This is a genomic window from Cypionkella aquatica, from assembly GCF_030161095.1.
Taxonomy (GTDB): Bacteria; Pseudomonadota; Alphaproteobacteria; order Rhodobacterales; family Rhodobacteraceae; genus Cypionkella; species Cypionkella aquatica.
On record NZ_BSPP01000008.1, the window covers coordinates 128,588 to 146,476 of the forward strand.

General features: G+C 59.1%; 20 protein-coding genes and 1 pseudogene. 13 read left to right on the plus strand and 8 right to left on the minus strand.

From position 1 onward, the window contains the following. Window positions 1-38 precede the first annotated feature (38 nt). Both QQJ98_RS12750 and QQJ98_RS12755 read left to right on the plus strand, forming a co-directional pair. Window positions 39-965 carry a sulfite exporter TauE/SafE family protein gene (locus tag QQJ98_RS12750; RefSeq protein WP_284325729.1) on the plus strand — a complete coding sequence of 309 codons (927 nt, stop codon included), beginning with the start codon at window positions 39-41 and terminating at the stop codon, window positions 963-965. Beyond that, window positions 962-1,720: a TIGR02186 family protein gene (locus tag QQJ98_RS12755; protein WP_284325730.1), complete on the plus strand. Its 759-nt coding sequence runs from the start codon at window positions 962-964 to the stop codon at window positions 1,718-1,720. Before QQJ98_RS12750 ends, QQJ98_RS12755 begins: the two co-directional genes overlap by 4 nt. 149 nt (window positions 1,721-1,869) lie before the next feature. Here the strand turns inward: QQJ98_RS12755 and QQJ98_RS12760 are convergent, their stop codons facing one another. Both QQJ98_RS12760 and QQJ98_RS12765 read right to left on the minus strand, forming a co-directional pair. Next, a complete protein-coding gene (locus tag QQJ98_RS12760; protein ID WP_284325731.1) occupies window positions 1,870-2,391 on the minus strand; it encodes a PaaI family thioesterase in 522 nt (173 codons plus the stop codon). Next, window positions 2,388-2,822 (minus strand): PaaI family thioesterase, encoded by a 435-nt coding sequence (locus tag QQJ98_RS12765; RefSeq protein WP_284325732.1) that lies wholly within the window; start codon window positions 2,820-2,822, stop codon window positions 2,388-2,390. The genes QQJ98_RS12760 and QQJ98_RS12765 overlap by 4 nt, the downstream gene beginning before the upstream one ends. A 97-nt stretch (window positions 2,823-2,919) precedes the next feature. Between QQJ98_RS12765 and QQJ98_RS12770 the strand changes: the two genes are divergently transcribed. The 10 genes from QQJ98_RS12770 (at window position 2,920) to QQJ98_RS12815 (ending at window position 11,919) form a co-directional block, all read left to right on the plus strand. After that, window positions 2,920-3,303 carry a MerR family transcriptional regulator gene (locus QQJ98_RS12770; RefSeq protein WP_284325733.1) on the plus strand — a complete coding sequence of 128 codons (384 nt, stop codon included), beginning with the start codon at window positions 2,920-2,922 and terminating at the stop codon, window positions 3,301-3,303. Window positions 3,304-3,416: 113 nt separating this feature from the next. Continuing rightward, window positions 3,417-3,824, plus strand: coding sequence for a MerR family transcriptional regulator (locus tag QQJ98_RS12775; RefSeq protein ID WP_284325734.1), 408 nt, complete (start codon window positions 3,417-3,419; stop codon window positions 3,822-3,824). 68 nt (window positions 3,825-3,892) lie between these two features. Further along, a complete protein-coding gene (locus tag QQJ98_RS12780) occupies window positions 3,893-5,665 on the plus strand; it encodes an acyl-CoA dehydrogenase C-terminal domain-containing protein (protein WP_284325735.1) in 1,773 nt (590 codons plus the stop codon). 28 nt (window positions 5,666-5,693) lie between these two features. Beyond that, complete coding sequence (locus QQJ98_RS12785; RefSeq protein WP_284325736.1) at window positions 5,694-5,906, plus strand: hypothetical protein; 213 nt, start codon at window positions 5,694-5,696, stop codon at window positions 5,904-5,906. 81 nt (window positions 5,907-5,987) lie between these two features. Continuing rightward, on the plus strand, window positions 5,988-6,623 hold the full coding sequence (locus QQJ98_RS12790) for a glutathione S-transferase family protein (RefSeq protein WP_284325737.1): 636 nt from the start codon (window positions 5,988-5,990) through the stop codon (window positions 6,621-6,623). 9 nt (window positions 6,624-6,632) lie between these two features. Further along, complete coding sequence (locus tag QQJ98_RS12795; RefSeq protein ID WP_284325738.1) at window positions 6,633-7,844, plus strand: acetyl-CoA C-acetyltransferase; 1,212 nt, start codon at window positions 6,633-6,635, stop codon at window positions 7,842-7,844. 2 nt (window positions 7,845-7,846) lie between these two features. Then, the gene (locus QQJ98_RS12800) at window positions 7,847-8,314 is read left to right on the plus strand and encodes a hypothetical protein (RefSeq protein ID WP_284325739.1); all 468 of its coding nucleotides are present in this window, start codon (window positions 7,847-7,849) and stop codon (window positions 8,312-8,314) included. Next, entirely contained in the window at window positions 8,301-8,771 is a 471-nt protein-coding gene (locus QQJ98_RS12805; RefSeq protein WP_284325740.1) for a cupin domain-containing protein, read from the plus strand. The genes QQJ98_RS12800 and QQJ98_RS12805 overlap by 14 nt, the downstream gene beginning before the upstream one ends. Then, the gene (locus tag QQJ98_RS12810; protein WP_284325741.1) at window positions 8,768-9,739 is read left to right on the plus strand and encodes a cupin domain-containing protein; all 972 of its coding nucleotides are present in this window, start codon (window positions 8,768-8,770) and stop codon (window positions 9,737-9,739) included. Before QQJ98_RS12805 ends, QQJ98_RS12810 begins: the two co-directional genes overlap by 4 nt. Beyond that, on the plus strand, window positions 9,736-11,919 hold the full coding sequence (locus QQJ98_RS12815) for a 3-hydroxyacyl-CoA dehydrogenase NAD-binding domain-containing protein (RefSeq protein ID WP_284325742.1): 2,184 nt from the start codon (window positions 9,736-9,738) through the stop codon (window positions 11,917-11,919). The genes QQJ98_RS12810 and QQJ98_RS12815 overlap by 4 nt, the downstream gene beginning before the upstream one ends. A 37-nt stretch (window positions 11,920-11,956) precedes the next feature. On the opposite strand, the gene QQJ98_RS12820 is transcribed toward QQJ98_RS12815, so the two are convergent. The 5 genes from QQJ98_RS12820 to QQJ98_RS12840 form a co-directional block, all read right to left on the minus strand. Further along, a complete protein-coding gene (locus QQJ98_RS12820) occupies window positions 11,957-12,619 on the minus strand; it encodes a sulfotransferase family 2 domain-containing protein (RefSeq protein WP_284325743.1) in 663 nt (220 codons plus the stop codon). 161 nt (window positions 12,620-12,780) lie between these two features. After that, window positions 12,781-13,725, minus strand: a complete 945-nt coding sequence (locus QQJ98_RS12825) for a 2-hydroxyacid dehydrogenase (protein WP_284325744.1) — start codon at window positions 13,723-13,725, stop codon at window positions 12,781-12,783. Next, window positions 13,725-14,057, minus strand: coding sequence for a tRNA-binding protein (locus QQJ98_RS12830; protein ID WP_284325745.1), 333 nt, complete (start codon window positions 14,055-14,057; stop codon window positions 13,725-13,727). The genes QQJ98_RS12825 and QQJ98_RS12830 overlap by 1 nt, the downstream gene beginning before the upstream one ends. After that, on the minus strand, window positions 14,054-14,866 hold the full coding sequence (proC, locus tag QQJ98_RS12835) for a pyrroline-5-carboxylate reductase (RefSeq protein WP_284325746.1): 813 nt from the start codon (window positions 14,864-14,866) through the stop codon (window positions 14,054-14,056). The genes QQJ98_RS12830 and proC overlap by 4 nt, the downstream gene beginning before the upstream one ends. Window positions 14,867-14,969: 103 nt before the next feature. Beyond that, the gene (locus tag QQJ98_RS12840) at window positions 14,970-15,473 is read right to left on the minus strand and encodes a type III secretion system chaperone family protein (protein WP_284325747.1); all 504 of its coding nucleotides are present in this window, start codon (window positions 15,471-15,473) and stop codon (window positions 14,970-14,972) included. A gap of 358 nt (window positions 15,474-15,831) precedes the next feature. Here QQJ98_RS12840 and QQJ98_RS12845 point away from each other — a divergent pair, with 358 nt between their 5' ends. After that, window positions 15,832-16,683 (plus strand): hypothetical protein, encoded by an 852-nt coding sequence (locus QQJ98_RS12845; RefSeq protein WP_284325748.1) that lies wholly within the window; start codon window positions 15,832-15,834, stop codon window positions 16,681-16,683. Window positions 16,684-17,489: 806 nt separating this feature from the next. Here QQJ98_RS12845 and QQJ98_RS12850 read toward each other — a convergent pair. Then, window positions 17,490-17,643 (minus strand): annotated as a pseudogene (locus QQJ98_RS12850) (transposase); the annotation flags it as partial. Between the last annotated feature and the right edge of the window lie 246 nt (window positions 17,644-17,889).

Below are 17,889 nucleotides of genomic sequence, written 5' to 3' on the forward strand. Positions count from 1 at the left end.
ATGGCTTAGAAAATCCTTCTGTTTCCGGGCCACGGCCAATGCAAATATACCTCCCCATTGCCGAGGTTTCGATCAACGCCTTCCTGTTGTTGGGATTGGGCGGCGTCGTCGGCTTTCTGTCGGGAATGTTCGGCGTGGGCGGCGGCTTTCTGATCACACCGCTGCTGCTGTTCATCGGAGTGCCGCCGGGTGTGGCGGTGGCGACAGGGGCGAACCAAGTGGTGGCCTCGTCGATATCGGGCGTGCTGGTGCAGATGAAGCGCAAAGCGGTGGATTTCCGCATGGGGCTGGTGCTGCTGGGGGGCGGTTTTGCGGGGTCGTTCATCGGGGTGCAGGTGTTTGCCTGGATGACAGCTTTGGGGCAGATCGACCTGTTCGTCCAACTGAGCTATGTGCTGTTTCTGGGCCTGATCGGCGGCATGATGTTCATGGAAAGCGCACGGGCTTTGCTGCGCGCCCGCCGCGCGGGTGCTGCGGCCCCGATCCGGCGCTCGCATATCCACACTTGGGTGCATGGCCTGCCGCTGAAGATGAAGTTCCGCGCCTCGGGTCTGTATATTTCGGTGCTGCCGCCGGCGGCAATCGGGGCTGCGGTGGGTTTTCTGTCGGCGATCATGGGGGTGGGCGGTGGCTTTATTCTGGTGCCCGCGATGATCTACCTGCTGGGCATGCCAACGCGGGTGGTTGTGGGCACCTCGCTGTTCCAGATCATCTTTGTGACCGGCTTCACCACGATCATGCATGCGATCAACAGCCAGACCGTCGATATGCTGCTGGCGTTTTTGCTGATCTTGGGCGGAGTGATCGGGGCTCAGATCGGCGCGCGGCTGTCAACCCGGCTGAAAGCCGAACAGCTGCGCATCCTGTTGGCGATCCTTGTGTTGACAGTCAGCTTCAAGATCGCGCTGGATCTGCTGCTGCAACCGGCCGAGTTGTTCACCGTGACGCCGGGGCTTTTGCCATGATCCGCGCGCTGATCCTGCTGCTGGCGCTCGTCAGCCCTGCGCTTGGCAATGAGGCGCTGGTCAGCGGCCTCAGCCAGAACCGCGTGCAGATCACCGCGAATTTCGATGGCTCGGAAATCCTGATCTATGGCGCTGTGAAACGCGACGCGCCGCCACCCGAAGGTCCGCCGCTGGCAGTGATCGTAACTGTCGAAGGCCCCAGCACCGGGCTGGTGATCCGACGCAAGGAAAAGGTGGCAGGCATCTGGCTGAACCGCTCTTCCGTGACGGTGGATGCGGCGCCCAGCTTTTACGCGGTCGCAACCACCGACAAACTGCCCGCAATCCTGTCGGAAACCGAGGATCTACGCCACCACATCACCATCCCGCAAGTGATCCGCGCCGTCGGCATCAGCGACGAGGCTGAGAACGCCCCCGAATTCATCGCAGCACTGGAACGCATCCGACTGGATGAAAGCCGCTACCGTATCGCCGAACGCTCGGTGCAGCTGGCGGATGAGACGCTGTTTCGCACCGATGTCGCCCTGCCCGCCAACCTGACCGAGGGCAACTACAAGGTGCGGCTGTTTATCCTGCGCGGCGGCAAAGTGCTCGACACTCAAGAACGCTTGATTGGGGTGCGCAAAGCAGGGTTGGAACGCTTTTTGTTCAACCTCGCGCATCAACAGCCGCTGCTTTATGGCGTGCTGTCGCTGCTGATGGCGGCCTTCGCCGGTTGGGCCGCCTCTGCCGCCTTCCGCTATATCCGCACATAAGCTGCTGCGCGCGCCCAAAAGCTTGCTCTTTCTGAAATACTCCCGCGCGGAGCGCTCCCACCTTTCCGCCCGCACGGCGTGGCCCCCCCTCGCCCGGCAGCGCCGCCGAGCGGTGGCTCGATGCCACCCGAGGCGGCACCACTTTCAGCTTACGCGCGATCTTCAGGCATAAGACCGGCCTCGGGCATCAGGCAATGCACCGAACCCAAGGCAAACGGTCGTTCGCGGTTGTCTTGCCAGGACTCAACCTGCACTGAGGCAAACCGCCGTCCCGAGCGCATCACCCTTGCCCGCGCATAGCAATCGCGCGGCAACCCGGCCCGCAGGTAATCGACGGTGAAATCAATCGTCTTCGGCAACGGTGGCACTTCGCCTGCGGCGACGCGCGCCGGGTCAATCCGGCCCGCCTCCAAATCGTCCCACAGGCTGCTCCATGCCAGCCCGATCAGCGCAGTTACTTCCAGAAACGACGCCGTCACCCCGCCGTGCAGCGCGGGCAGGGTTGGATTGCCGATAAGAATATCGGCATAGGGCAGCCACGCTGTCAGTTCGTCACCGCGCCGATCAAAGCGGATGCCCAGAAACTGCACATAGGGCACCGCCCCCACCAAAGCCGCCAGCGCGGTATCGCGGCGCGATTTCACCTGTGCGACGGGTTCGGGCCGCTTCATGAAGCACCGCCTTTCGGGCGATCCAAAGTGAACGCCCCCGTTCCCATCGCCACCGGGCGGGCGCTGTCGTCATCGCAAGCGACCACCCGCACAAAAGCCACCGATCTGGTGACGTGATGACATTCCGCCCGCGCCGTGATCCGCTGGCCGGGGCTGGCTGGCCGCATGTAATCAATCCGCAAATCCAGCGTCGCGGTAGAGATCGGTGCCGCCGGATGGCTCATCACCGCCGCCCCCGAAGCGGTATCCATCAGCGCCGAAATCGCACCGCCATGCAGCACGCCCGTTGCCGGGTCGCCAACAAGCCGGGCGTCCCATGGCATCTCGATGCTGGCGCTGCCCGCGCCAATCTCGGTCAGTTGCATGCCCAGCGCGCGCGAAAACGGCAGGGCTTCGATGAATTGGCGGGCGATGGTCAGAATATCAGGCATAGCGCTATAATCGCGCGCGCCGGGCCAAGTGCAAGACCTCGCTTACAATTCTTGCACCGCAAGCGCTCAAAGCCTAGTCTGATACCCGGAGGCCCAAATGACCGAGACAAGGCTAAGCTTCAAAGAGATGTGCGCGAAATTCGAGGTCACGCCGCGCACCTTGCGTTATTACGAATATATCGAGCTGCTGGCCCCTGAAAAGGATGGGCGGGCGCGGTTTTACACTGCGCGCGAAGTGGCACGGTTGACGCTGATCCTGCGCGGTCGGCGGTTTGGCTTCAGTCTGGAGGAAATCCGCCAATGGCTGCTGATTTACCGTAAAGAAGGCACCGCGACTCAGTTGAAGCAATGGCTAGAGCTGGCCGACCGCCAACTTGCCGATCTAAGCAGGCAACGGGCCGAGCTGGAAACCAGCATCAGCGATCTGCGGGCATTGCGGGATACTGCGGCGTTGGAAATCGGGAAACTCGGCGAGAATTGACATCACGTCATGGCGCAAACTGACGTGACGTTACATTTACGTTAACGTCAAGCACTCTACTATGATGGCGGCAACGCCCCCATCTACCCGGCAGTCCTTGCCGAGGAAGTGCTATGACCATCATCGACCCATCAGCTGAAACCCTAACCATCCGCGAGATGTGCGACACCTATCAGGTGACCGCGCGCACCTTGCGGTTTTATGAGGCGAAAGAGCTGCTCGCGCCGATCCGGTCGCGCAGCAAACGGCTTTACACCAAACAGGATCGCGCAAGGTTGCAATTGATCCTGCGCGGCAAACGCTTTGGCTTCAGCCTCGAAGATATTCGCCAGCTGCTTGATATGTATAACAGAAATGGCAGCAATCAGGCGCAATTGGCCCGCACCTTTGATCTGGGCCAAGACCGTCTTGCACAGATGAAAGCCCAAGCCGCCGAGTTGCAGATCGCCATTGCCGAATTGGAAGAAGAACTACAGGGCGCAAGTGCGGCACTCGCCGCTTTCCGCGCTGCCGCCGAATAGAGCCGCACAGGCCAACCCGCACGCGCCAACCACCGCCGAACAGACATGCCGCATTGAGGAGTAACGCCATGACCACCTACACAGCCCCGCTGAAAGACATGCAATTTCTGCTGCATGATGTGCTGGCGGTCAGCGGCCGCGACATTCCGGGCTATGGCGATCTGGACGCAGGCTTTACCGCTGCGGTGCTGGAAGAGGCCGGAAAGCTTGCGTCCGACGTGCTGGAGCCGCTGAATGCGGTTGGCGACCGGGAAGGCTGCGTGTTGGAAAATGGTGTGGTGCGCACGCCCAAAGGCTTCAAGGCGGCGTTTGACGCGATGAAAGCGGGCGGCTGGACGGCGCTGGATTGTGATCCCGACTACGGCGGTCAGGGCCTGCCCTATGTGATGGCGACCGCGGTGGGTGAGATGTTCGTCTCGGCCAACATGGCGTTCAACATGTATCAGGGTCTGACGCATGGGGCCTATTCCGCGATCCATACCCATGGCTCGGCTGAACAGAAGGCAACCTATCTGCCCAAGATGGTCAGTTGCGACTGGACCGGCACGATGAACCTGACAGAACCGCATTGCGGCACCGATCTGGGGCTGATGCGCACCAAGGCCGAACCGCAGACCGATGGCAGCTATAAGATCACCGGCACCAAGATTTTCATCTCGGCCGGCGAGCATGATATGGCCGAGAACATCATTCATCTGGTGCTGGCCAAGGCTCCGGGTGGCGGCGAAGGCACCAAGGGGATTTCGCTGTTCATCGTGCCGAAGTTTCTGGTTAATGCTGATGGTAGCTTGGGTGCGCGCAATGGCGTGGCGGTTGGCAAGGTCGAAGAAAAGATGGGGATTCACGGCAATGCCACCTGCGTGATGAACTATGATGGCGCGACGGGCTATCTGCTGGGCGATCTGCACAAGGGCATGCGCGCGATGTTCACCATGATGAACGAGGCGCGTCTGGGTGTGGGCCTGCAAGGCTATGCGGTGGCAGAGGCGGCGTATCAGAACAGCCTTGGCTATGCGAAGGATCGCTTGCAGGGTCGCGACGTGACGGGTGCGCAAAACACCAAAGGCCCGGCTGATCCGCTGATCGTGCATCCCGATATCCGCCGCAACCTGATGGATCAGAAAAGCTTTGTCGAAGGCGCGCGGGCGTTCACGTTCTGGGCGGCCTCAATGATCGACCAATCGGTGCGTTCGGGGGATGAAGCCGCCGAGGGTCTCGTGTCGCTGCTGATCCCAGTTCTGAAAGGCTTCCAGACCGACCGCGGCTTTGAGATGGCGGTGCAGGCGCAACAAATCTGGGGCGGGCATGGCTATATCGAGGATAACGGCGTCAGCCAGTTTGTCCGCGATGCGCGGATCGCGCAGATCTATGAGGGCGCCAACGGCGTGCAGGCGCTGGATCTGGTTGGCCGCAAGCTGTCAACCGACGGCGGCAAGCATGTGATGGCGTTCTTTGCGCTGATCAAGGGCTTCATCAAGGAAAACGAAGCCGATGCACGGATGCAGCCTTATCTTGATCCGTTGAAAGCCGCGTCGAAAGATGTGCAGGCGGCTGCAATGTTTTTTATGAACACCGCGATGAAAAACCCCAATGCGGCGCTGGCGGGATCTTATGATTTCATGACGATGATGGGGCATACCTGTCTGGGGCTGATGTGGGCCAAGATCGCCAAAGCCGCATTCGCTGGGCTGGACGGCGGCGATGATGCCGATTTTCTGAACGCGAAACTGGCAACGGGGCGCTATTATATGGTGCGGCAACTGCCGGCGACGGCGATGCATCTGGCGCGGATTGAAAGCGGGGCCGATCCTGTGATGGCGCTAAGCGCAGAGGCGTTCTAAGCTGATGCAAAGGTAAATGGAGATACCAATGCCGAAACGCTTCCGCCTCACCCGCCGCTTTCCGGTTGCGATGACCGAAGACGGGTATCGCCGCCTGAAAACCTTTGCCAAAGAGGCCGGTCTGGATGAGGGCGAAGCGTTGTCGTTTCTGTTTGAAAACTACAGCTCGGTGATCAATCACGACAACCTGACCCACAGGCTGCGGCTGTTCAATGCGGAGGTGGACGCGCGCAAGACCTGAGGCTTTCATACTGGCTTAAATATCCCACGGGGGTGTGGGGGTGTGAAACCCCCACTCCGCCCTACCCGGAAAGGGACCACGATGACCGCAAAACTTTACTGCTTTGGCGAATCCGGCAATGCCTACAAGGTCGCCTTGGCGCTGACCTTCGCGGATATCGAATGGGAGCCTATCTATGTTGATTTCTTCAACGGCGGCGCGCGCACGCCCGAGTTCCGCGCCTTGAATGAGATGAGCGAAGTCCCGGTGCTGGTGGATGGCGAGACCACGCTGACGCAATCAGGCGTCATTCTCGACTACATCAGCAGCAAGTCGGGCAAACTGGGCGGACGTTCGGCAGCAGAGCGGCGCGAAGTGCTGCGCTGGTTGTTCTGGGACAACCACAAGCTTTCGACGCAGATCGGCACAACGCGGTTTTTGGCAAACTTCGTACCCGAAGAAAAACGGCCCGCGGGGGTGATACCGTTCTTCCAAAGCCGCCTGAAAGCCGCCTACAGCGTGCTCAACACGCATCTTGAGGGGCGCAAATGGGTGGCGGGTGAGGCGATGACCATCGCTGATCTGTCGCTGTGCGGCTATCTTTACTACCCGGAACCCTTTGGCTTTGACCGCAAGGATTGGCCGAATATCGACATCTGGCTGGACCGCATCGCAGCGGTGCCGGGCTGGGAACACCCCTATGATCTGATGCCCGGCAATCCGTCCGACCGGGCTTAAGGAGGCAACATGACCGACGCTTTTATCTATGACGCCGTGCGCAGCCCGCGTGGCAAGGGTCGCCCGGATGGAGCTTTGCACGAACTCACCTCGGTGGCGCTTTCGGCGAAAATTCTTGATGCCGTGCGGGTGCGCAATGGTCTTGAGGGCCATGCGGTCGAGGATGTGATCTGGGGCAATGTCACGCAAGTGGGCGAGCAAGGCGGCTGTTTGGCGCGCTCGGCTGTGCTGGCGTCGGGCTTGGATCAGTCGATCCCCGGCCTTGCGATCAACCGGTTCTGTGCCAGCGGGATGGAGGCGGTGAATTTGGCCGCCAATCAGATCAAGGGCGGTGCGGGGCAGGCTTATATCGCGGGCGGGGTCGAGATGATGGGTCGGGTCGCGATGGGCTCGGATGGGGCTGCGATCGCGGTTGATCCGGGGCTGGCGATGAAGACCTATTTCGTCCCCCAAGGCATTTCGGCGGATATCATCGCCACCGAATACGGCTTTACCCGTGATATGGCCGATGCTTTGGCGGTGGAATCGCAAAGGCGTGCAGCTGCGGCTTGGGCCGACAACCGTTTTGCCAAATCTGTGGTGGCGATCAAGGATCAGAATGGTCTGACCATTCTGGACCGCGACGAATACATGCGCCCCGGCACCGATATGGCGACTTTGGCGGCGTTGAAACCGGCGTTCAAGGATATGGGCGAGACCATGCCCGGCTTTGATAAGATCGCTTTGATGAAATACCCGCACCTGGAGCGGATCAACCATATTCACCACGCCGGGAACTCCAGCGGCATCGTCGATGGTGCTGCGGCGGTGCTGATCGGCAATGCCGAGTTTGGTGTGGCGCATGGCCTGAAGCCGCGCGCGCGGATCAGGGCCACGGCGAAGATCGGCACCGATCCGACCATCATGCTGACCGGTCCGGTGCCGGTGACCGAGAAAATCCTGCGCGATGCCGGGATGGCGATTGGCGACATTGATTTGTTTGAGGTGAATGAAGCGTTTGCCTCGGTGGTGTTGCGCTTTCAACAGGCGTTTGATGTCGATCCTGCGCGGGTCAACGTCAATGGCGGCTCAATTGCGATGGGGCATCCTTTGGGGGCTACTGGCGCGATCATCATCGGCAGCTTGCTGGATGAACTGGAACGCACGGGCAAGTCGGTGGGATTGGCGACGCTGTGCATCGCGTCGGGCATGGGAGCGGCTACCATCATAGAAAGGCTCTGATCATGCCGCGGCTCGCGTTTGCGACCATTGGGGATCTTCTGACACAGGCCTTGCTTGGCGGTGATTTCGAGATCTATCGTGGGCTGTTTGCGCTGCCAAACCGGATCACGCCGCGCGGCGATCTGAGTTATGTGATCCAGACCGAGGCGGAACTGCGCGAAGATTTCGCGCTGTATCATAGCAATCTGACCGGGCGCGGCGTGACGGATATTTTCCGTCAAGTCATTGATTTCACAGTGATTTACCCAAACCACGTCAAGGTGCGCGTACTGACCCATATCATGGTGCGCGCGCAACGCATCGTTGATCCGTTTGAGACGCATTTCTATCTGGTGGAGCAACCAGATGGCTGGCGGATCTGTGAAATTGAAAGCGCGGGCGGGCATATCAACTGGTCACTGGGGCGTTTAGAGATCAAGGCAGGGGCCTTTGTGGCAAAACAGAAAGGTGATCCGGATGACCAAGCTTGACCTCAGCAAAGTGCCGCTCAAAACCGGCTCGATCTACCCGTCGCCCTATGCCGAAATGATGGCTGGGCGCAGCAGTCTGCGCTTGGGCGAGGCGGGCGGGTTGACGCAGTTTGGCGTCAATCTGGTGATCCTGCAGCCGGGTGCCGTGTCAAGTTTGCGGCATTGGCATCTGGCGGAAGATGAGTTCGTGATGATCACCCAAGGCGCATGTGTGATGGTGCGCGATGCGGGTGAAACGCTGATGGTGGCGGGCGACTGCGTGGCGTTTCCGGCGAATGTCCCGGATGGGCATCATTTCATCAACCGCTCGGCAGAAGTTGCGCAGTTTCTGGTGGTGGGCAGCAAGGCCAAGCGCGAGGTCGCGACCTACTCCGACGTTGATCTGGTGCTCACGGTAGAGGCTGGGCAGGCCAGTTTCAGCTATAAAGACGGCAGCACTTGGGTGGGGCCGCGATGATCGTCGACCCCAACTTGGCCCCAGTGGATCGCCGCGATGGCGTTGAAACCCTGCAGCTTTCCACCGCAGGGGGACTAACGCAATTTGGCGCCTATATAGAGGTTTTGGCACCGGGGGCTTGGTCGTCGGATCGGCACTGGCACTCTGCCGAAGATGAGTTTCTGTTTGTGCTGGAAGGGCTTGGCACCTTGCATGATGATGCCGGGATGCAAGATTTGCACGCACACGACGCGATCTGCTGGAGGCATGGCGCACCGAACGGGCACCGGATCGGCAACCGATCAGACGCGCCGCTGCGCTATCTGATTGTCGGCAGCAGAGCGCTGGAGGATGTCTGCACCTACCCCGATTCCGGGCGCAGGCAGGTGAATACTGCAACCGAATGGCGCGTCGAGGATGCCGATGGCACAAGGCTGCGCGGCGGTGATTTACCCCCCGCTTTGCTGGGTCTGCCAGCCGCTTGGGGACAAAATTATGATGGCACACACCGCCCCAGTCTATTGCCCGCAGCCACGCGGCTCTGGGCGCTGGAGTCTAACTATCACCATCCGATCCTTGGCGGCGGTCTGGGAGATTGCCACCATGCGGTGCTGGGCGATGCAGGTGGTCTGACGCAATTCGGCGCGCATCTGGAACGTTTGCCTGTGGGTGGGTTCTCAAGCTTTCGGCATTGGCATCAGGCGGAGGACGAGCTGGTGCTTATTCTGTCGGGCCACCCCACGCTGATCGAAGATACCGCCACCCAGCTTTCGCCCGGCGATATGGTCTGTTGGCCCGCCGGTGTGCCTATTGGCCATCATTTGCACAACCGCAGCTTGGATGAGGCGGTTTATCTGACGCTTGGCACAAGGCTGCCGCGCGACACCATTCACTATCCCGATCACGATTTGATCGCCCACAAAGACAGGGCAGCCCGGCACTATAACAATGTCGAAGGCATGGTCCGCAGCGCAGGAGATGACAGATGAACGATTTCACTTTGGCCGTGGATGCCGATGGCGTCGCGACGATCACTTGGGATGTGGTGGCAAAGTCGATGAACGTGATGTCGACGGCGGCATTCGGGTTGCTGTCAGATCTGGTCGATCAGGCTTTGGCCGATACCGGCGTCAAAGGCATCATCATCACCTCGGGCAAGAAGGATTTTGCCGGCGGGATGGATCTGAACGTGATTGCCGAGATGCGGGCGGGCGGCGCAAGTGCGATTTTCGACGGCGTGATGATGATGCACAAGGTTTTGCGCAAGATCGAACTGGCGGGGATGGACCCGAAAACCAAGAAAGGCGGCAAGCCGATTGTTGCGGCTTTGCCCGGCACCGCTTTGGGCATCGGGCTGGAACTGCCCTTGTCGTGCCATCGCATCATCGCGGCGGATAATGCGCGCGCGAAAATCGGTCTGCCCGAGATTATGGTCGGGATTTTTCCCGGCGCTGGCGGCACCACCCGTCTCGCGCGCAAGCTGGGTGCGATGATGGCAGCGCCGTTCCTTTTGGAAGGCAAGTTGAGCGATCCGAAGGCCGCAAAGGCTGCCGGATTGATTGACGAGGTGGTCGCCCCCGATCAGCTTTTGATCCGCGCCAAGGAATGGGTTTTGGCCGCGAAGGATGCTGATCTGATCAAACCGTGGGACGACAAGAGCTATAAGATGCCCGGCGGCGCGCCCTATCACCCGGCAGGCTTCATGACTTTTGTTGGCGCCAATGCGATGGTTCTGGGCAAGACGATGGGGGTCTATCCGGCGGCCAAGGCTTTGTTGGCGTCAGTCTATGAGGGCGCTTTGGTGCCGTTCGACGTGGCTTTGCGGATTGAAGCGCGGCATTTCACCTCGGTTTTGCTGAACCCGTCATCCTCGGCGATGATCCGTTCGTTGTTCATCAACAAAGAGGCGCTGGAAAAAGGCGCGAACCGTCCTGAGGTTGCGGATCAGACCGTGCGGAAATTGGGCGTAATCGGCGCGGGCATGATGGGGGCCGGGATCGCCTATGTCGCGGCTTTGGCCGGGATCGAGGTGGTGCTGATTGATGCGGCGCAAGAAAGTGCCGACCGTGGCAAGGCTCATTCGGCGGATCTGCTGGATAAGGGCATCGCCCGGCGCAAGGTGACGGCTGAGAAAAAGGCCGAGGTTTTGGGGCGTATCTTGGCGACAGTGGATTATGCGGCCTTGGCGGGCTGCGATCTGGTGGTCGAAGCAGTGTTTGAAGACCCAAAGGTGAAGGCCGAGGTGACGGCTCGTGTTGAAGCTGCGGTAGGGCCGGACTGCATCTATGCGTCGAACACCTCTACCCTGCCAATTTCGATGCTGGCTAAGGCATCGGCGCGTCCAGATCGCTTTATTGGCATCCATTTCTTCTCTCCGGTCGACAAGATGAACCTTGTGGAGATCATCCGTGGCAAACAAACAGGCGATGTGGCGGTGGCGAAAGCGCTCGATTTCGTGCGCGCGATCCGCAAAACCCCAATCGTGGTGAATGACGCCCGGTTCTTCTATGCCAACCGCTGCATCATTCCCTATATCAACGAAGGCATCCGCATGGTCGCCGAGGGGGTGGAACCCGCGCTGATCGAAAACGCCGCCAAGCTGGTCGGCATGCCGTTGGGGCCGCTGCAATTGGTCGATGAAACCTCGATTGATCTGGGGGTGAAGATCGCCAAAGCAACGCGGGCGGCGATGGGCGATGCCTATCCTGACGGCGCGGTGGACGCGGTTTTGTTCTGGATGGCCGATCAGGGTCGTATGGGCAAAAAAGCCAATGCGGGTTTCTATGCCTATGATGCCGCTGGCAAACGCGAAGGGCTGTGGGATGGGCTGGACGCTGAATATCCGCATAAAGCCGACCCAGACCTGACAGTGGTGCAGCATCGCCTGTTGATGGCGCAAGTGCTGGAGGCTGTGCGCGCGCTGGAAGAAGGTGTGCTGACCGACATCCGTGAAGGCGATGTGGGCGCGATTCTTGGCTGGGGTTTCGCGCCTTGGTCGGGTGGGCCGTTCTCGTGGCTGGACATCATCGGTGCTGCACGCGCTGTCGAGATTTGCGAGCGGTTGGTGGCAGAGTTTGGGCCTCGTTTCACGGCCCCAGCCTTGTTACGCGAGATGGCGGCAAAGGGTGAGACGTTCTATGGACGATTTGCCGTGAAGCAAGCGGCCTAGTCCCTGCTAAATCGTGTCTGGGTCAAACCACGTCTGGTCAAACCGCGTCTGGGTCAAATCTGTAACCAAACCGCACGATATCTTCGGCGCTGATCCGGGCCACCAGATCAGCGTCATCATCCGAATAGAACCCGCGCCAATCGCGGGCGCGATCTGACGCATTGATGCTGGCAAGAGGGGTGAGGCGAAAGCCCAGATGCGCCTCAAATCGGGCGAGGTCTGTCTCCAGATGTTCTAGCCGCGCGTACAGGCTCGCGCGTTCAAATCCCAATCGGTCGCGCATATAGGCTGTGTAGGGCCAAAGGCTGAAGGCGGTGCGGGTTTGAGCATGATTGAGGAAACCACTGAAATCATGCGATTTTGCCAATCCCACCGCAGGATGCGCAAATGACTGCCCGCGCAGCCAATGATAATAGCTGACCGCCCGATCCCAGGGGTTGCGCACTAAGGTCAGGGTGAAGAAATCGGCAATCTCGTCGTCCGTCACCAGTCCGGCAATGTCGGAAAGCGTAGAATGTTTCCAAAGCCGCCCTGCCGATTTCACCCCCGCCAGTCGAGCCTTGCGCGCACGGGCTTTGGGGGTATCGCCGATCAGAATATCGTCCTTCATCGCCCGCGCTTCCAAAGCGAGGCTCAGCGCCGTGCCGCCCGTCTTGGGCACATGCACAAAGATAAATCGACGCCCGCGTGAGATAATCATCGCCTGATCTGCCAAATTGTGCCGTTCTCGGGGGCATCGAGCCCCCTCATCCGGCGTTGGCCTTGGCATTTGCTCTTTGCAAAAATACTCCCGCCGGAGGCTCCGGGCAGTGGCGGCGAAGCCTTCGGCAGGGATATTTGAGCACAGAGGATGACCATGGCCTAAACCAGATTGGGCAGGGCTTGCCCGTCCTGAAAGGCGATCAGATTTGCCACCGCCATCATGCCCATCGCAGTGCGGGTTTCCAGCACAGCGGTGCCGAGATGGGGCAACAGGGTGACGTTTTGCATGGTAAGCAGCGCAGGGGTAATCTCTGGCTCACTTTCATAGACATCAAGGCCCGCGCCCGCAATTTGCCCCGACAGAAGCGCTGCGGCGAGGGCGGTTTCATCCACCACATCTCCACGCGAGATATTGATCAGGATGCCGTGCGGCGTCATTTGGGCAAGGGCTTCGGCGTTGATCAGATGGCGGGTCGCGGGGCCACCGGGCACAGCGATCACCACGAAATCGGCGCGCAATACATCAGACAGTGCCGCTTGTCTGGCTGGCACGCCTGCATCGGTGGCCGAGCGGTTGTGATAAATCACCTCCATATCAAAGCCATGGTGGCAGCGCTTGGCAATGGCGCGGCCAATGCGACCCATGCCGATGATACCAACGGTTTTGCCGGAAACCGGAGAGCCCAGCAACTGCGTCGGGTGCCAGCCTTGCCATTGGCCTGCGCGCAAGATGCGCTCGCCCTCACCCGCCCGACGCGCTGTCATCAACAGCAAGGTCACCGCGATATCTGCGGTGGCATCAGTGACGGCTCCGGGCGTGTTGGTGACAAAAATGCCATGGGCTGCGGCGGCCTTGGTGTCGATATGGTTGAAGCCCACGCCGAAATTGGCGAGCAATTTCGCCTTGGGTCGCGGCACATCGGCAAACACCTCGGCGCTGAACATATCGCGCAGCGTGGGCAGCACAGCATCATAGTCGCGCAGGGCTGTGCGCAGCTCGGCAGGAGTCATCGGCAAGGTGCTTTCACGCGCGGTGACGTCAAAGCGGGCGCGAGCGGCAGCCAGAACGGTTTTGGGCAGTGGACGGGTGATCAGCAGTTTCATCAGAATAGCTTTCCGCCGAGCGGCACTTCACGACCGGGACCGATCAGCACCACCTCGCCATCCGCATCGGGCAGGCCAAGCACCAAGACTTCGGACAAAACCTTGCCGATCTGGCGCGGCGGAAAGTTCACAACGGCCAGCACTTGCCGTCCGATCAGCCCTTCTGGCTGGTAATGTTTGGTGATCTGCGCAGAGGAGCGTTTCTCACCAATGTCGCCGCCGAAATCAACCCAAAGCTTGTAGGCGGGCTTTCTCGCCTCTGGGTAGGGTTCGGCCCGGGTGATGCGGCCAACGCGGATATCGACCTGCTCAAACTCGGCGTAAGTGATCATGCACCAAGCTCCCTGCCCCGGTCAGCGGCGGCTTTCACTGCGCGGGTCAACAGCGGCGGAAAGCCCGTTTCGGTGTTCATCAGCACCGCCAAAGCCGCCGCGGTGGTGCCCCCCGGAGAGGTCACGTTGCTGCGCAGCTGGGCAGCGGGCTCGGTGGATTGATAGGCCAATTCGCCTGCCCCGCACACCGTCGCGCGCGCGAGTTTCATCGCCACGTCGGGCGACAATCCGGCCGCCTCGCCAGCTGCTGCCATCGCCTCAATCAGGTGAAAAACATAGGCGGGGCCAGAGCCGGAAACCCCGGTCACCGCGTCAATCTGATGTTCGCCTTCAAGCTCAACCACTTGCCCGACCGCCAACATCAACTGATGCGCCAAGGCAAGTCCATATGCGCCCGCGTGAGCATTGGCGCAAATACCTGTGATGCCGCGCCCGACCATCGCAGGAGTGTTTGGCATGGTGCGCACGATGGGCGTGCGGTCGCCCAAAGCCGCCTCGAACGTAGCAATTGAAGTACCTGCAGCGATTGAGACGAACAGGGTTTGACCGTTGCCCAAGGCTTGCAGTGCCGGCAATGCGGCACCCATCATTTGCGGCTTGACCGCCAGCAAGGCGACAGCAGGCGCGGGCGGCATGCCTTGGTTCAGATGCACGCCAGTCGCTTTCAGCCAATCGGTCGGATGCGGTTCAATCACCCAGACCGAGGATGCGGGCACCCCTGCAGCCAGCCAGCCCGTCAATAGCGCCGTGCCCATCTTGCCGCATCCCAACAGCACCAGCCCATCGCGGGCGACCACATCCAATGTCATCAAAACGCTCCTTTTTCATCGAAGCTAATGCGCTTTGCCGCGACATTGAAACGGAAACAGCAGCCTTGTCGCAAAATTCCAGATCGCAGAATTCTGGCCAGCCTCAGGCGCGGCCGTAAGCTTCTGCGATAGCGACCTTCATCGCCTCTGCCGGGGTTTTATCGGCCCAAGACACCAACTGAAACGCCGGATAGAACCGCTCGGAAGCCGTAATCGCCCCCGAAATCAGCCGATCAATCTGCTCGGACGACACCATCTGACCACCAGCAAGACACAGCCCATAGCGAAACACCATCAGCCTTTGTTCAGACCAATAAGTGAAGGCCCCGGTCCAGACCAGATCATTGCACCGGTTCAGCACATCATAAAGCGCCGCCATTTTGTCGGTGGGCGGTTCCATTTCAAAGGTGCAGATCAGCCGCAGGGTTTCGTCATGCTCGGACCAGGCCAGCGTCAAAGCATAGGTGCGCCATTGGCCTTCCACCGCCATCGCGATCTGATCATCGGTGATGCGGTCAAATTCCCAATCATGAAGCGCAGCAAGATTTTCCACAATGTCGATCGGGTGAAGATCGTCGCTGAGCAGGTAATCTTCCGAAAATGACATGGGCCGGCCTCACTATAAAGCCCTGGCAACGATACCGTCCCCCATGGGCTGGGCACCCGGCAACCAACAGCGTAACCCGGCATCGCCTTTACTAGATATAGTGGCTTCGCATGGGAAGCCTGTAAAGCAGTTTGTACTGAAATCTTCTGTGGACAATGTGGCGTGACAGCAGAGTTTGCAGAGTTTGACAGCAGAGTCTGCAGCAACGCTATTTCCACAGAAAGTGGAACGACCGCTGCTCCTTCAGCCGAATGATATCGTTTGGCGATATAGTTCCCGCTCGTCGCCGCGCGCTGCCAGCTGGTGTGCTTACCTCGATGTCCGGGCATTCAAAGAGAGCTGACTTAATGTCGTCAGAGTGTGCCGGGGTCAGATTATAGATGTCCTGATAAAATGCATCGACGCTGATCGCATCGACCGCATTATACGGCTTTCAGTAACGCTCGACGACCTCTCAGTACTGACTTCGGCGGAGGCGGATTTCAAGGCAGTCGGCTGGGTTCCGGCCGACCATGACCTTGCACCTACAATCCTGATCTCAGACCTCGGCTACATTATTGACATCCTCGATAGTCCCTTGCCAATTCTACATTATCTCGCTGAAAGGTCCTTCTTTCAGAAGGCCTTCGATCTGCTGGGAGACGAACTCGACTTCTTAGGGTTATACCTTGCGACAGGGTTCAACTTGGCGGCTATGCAGCGCGAGAACATCAAGTTTGTCCCATCTGGCATGTCGGCACCGTTGGACAGCTACTACACCAGCCGCGATGCGGGCATTAAGCTCCGCAAGCCAAAGATGATCCTGCGGCCTACCTTCTCGCGGCTTATCAACCACTTGGCGGACAGACGACCGGTGGGCTGGACAACCATCGGCCTGCACCTGCTTGCCTGCGCTGATCCATCCGAACAGGCAACGATTGAAAGGAAGCTAGAAGAACTGCGGGGCATAGTCCGAAAGAATTTCCGCGACCCGAAGCACTTAAACTCACTGAAAATTCAGCCGCCGGAGGATCGGAAGGCTCGAGTGGTTTTCTACATCTTCCCAGACGTGCTGCGCGCTAAAATGCGGCAGAACATGGAACATCTGGCCGCAGAGGTTCTTGAAGATGAAGTGGTACAGTCCTGCGTTGTATTCAGTCGCAGTATCGACCAGTGGGACAGGCCTTACGAGGCTGTGCTTTTGGCATACGCCGATCCCGCGAAAAAGTGAACATGACGGGACGAGCTTGGAATATAGTTCTTTGGTTTATGTTTATCGATCCCGTCGACTCCGCTTGTTGACCGTTTAAGACCATTGCTGCATATCAAGCCCAAGAAGCCTGCCTACAGTGGTAAAATCCGCACAATCGACACTCGTCCTCCGATTTTGCTGAGTCAAGCGGAACAGAACCACCCCGAAGCCGGAGTGCCCGCTTCTCGGATCTGCCCCATCACCCGAAAAATCAGTTCCCACTTCCCGACGGCCGCTCCAGCAGCATTTCTCAGCGTTCACAGTTTGAAATCAAACACTTGTGCCGAACTGGGAACTGGTTTTGGAACTGGGCAGCGGAGTTCCCAGTTCCCGCTGCCCATTTTCCGGCAAATGGCCGCTGTTGACGGCCAAAACCCGCCTTGAACGCCTTATTTTATTGGGGTTTAAACGGTGGGCGGCAGGGCCGCCTGGGAGCGGCTCCAAACGGCCTCTTGGGGCTTTTGAGTCCGATAATTGCACTTATGCAAACTGGCTCACATGGTGTTTTTCGGCGTTAAAATTCCTGTAAGCCACCGTTTTTACAGCACTTTTCGATAAACTCCACCTATTCCCGGATGTTCCCGCATCTGTGCAGGTTCTAGTGTCAACACACAGTGTCTGTGTGTGGCGTGACAGCAAAAGCTGCAGAGTCTGCAGCGACTCGAAATCCGAAAATTAAGTCCTCGCGCCACGGAACATTTCGATCCAAAGATGGTCAACGAGAATGGGTGACAATCCAGCGGCGCGCTCATGAATAGAATAGAGGCAAGCAACGCAGGTGACGTTGCTGACATCCATGCCGCCATACTTGGCCTTCCACTTGTAGACGGTCGCATCGCTGACGCCGTGCTTGCGGCACAGATCGGCCACGGAAATCCCGGCCTCGTGCTCTTTCAGAATGCCGATGATCTGGTCTTCGGTGAACCTGCTGCGCTTCATCTCTGGTTCTTTCGGTTGGGCCATAGGCTATCTCAAACTGGTTTAGGTGGAGACGGGAACGTCAGTTGGTAAAAATCTGAATTTTTCGGGTTTATTGGTGGTCAAAATTACTTTGGGGTAACTTGGCATTACCCTGAGGGCCTTTGCTTCAGGTGGCCTAAGTAAAAAAGGTTCTGCTTAAACGTGGATCAAAGGCACTCTTTTCAAACCTGTCGTGTTCCTGCAATGCTCCAAGCTAGGCCTGTC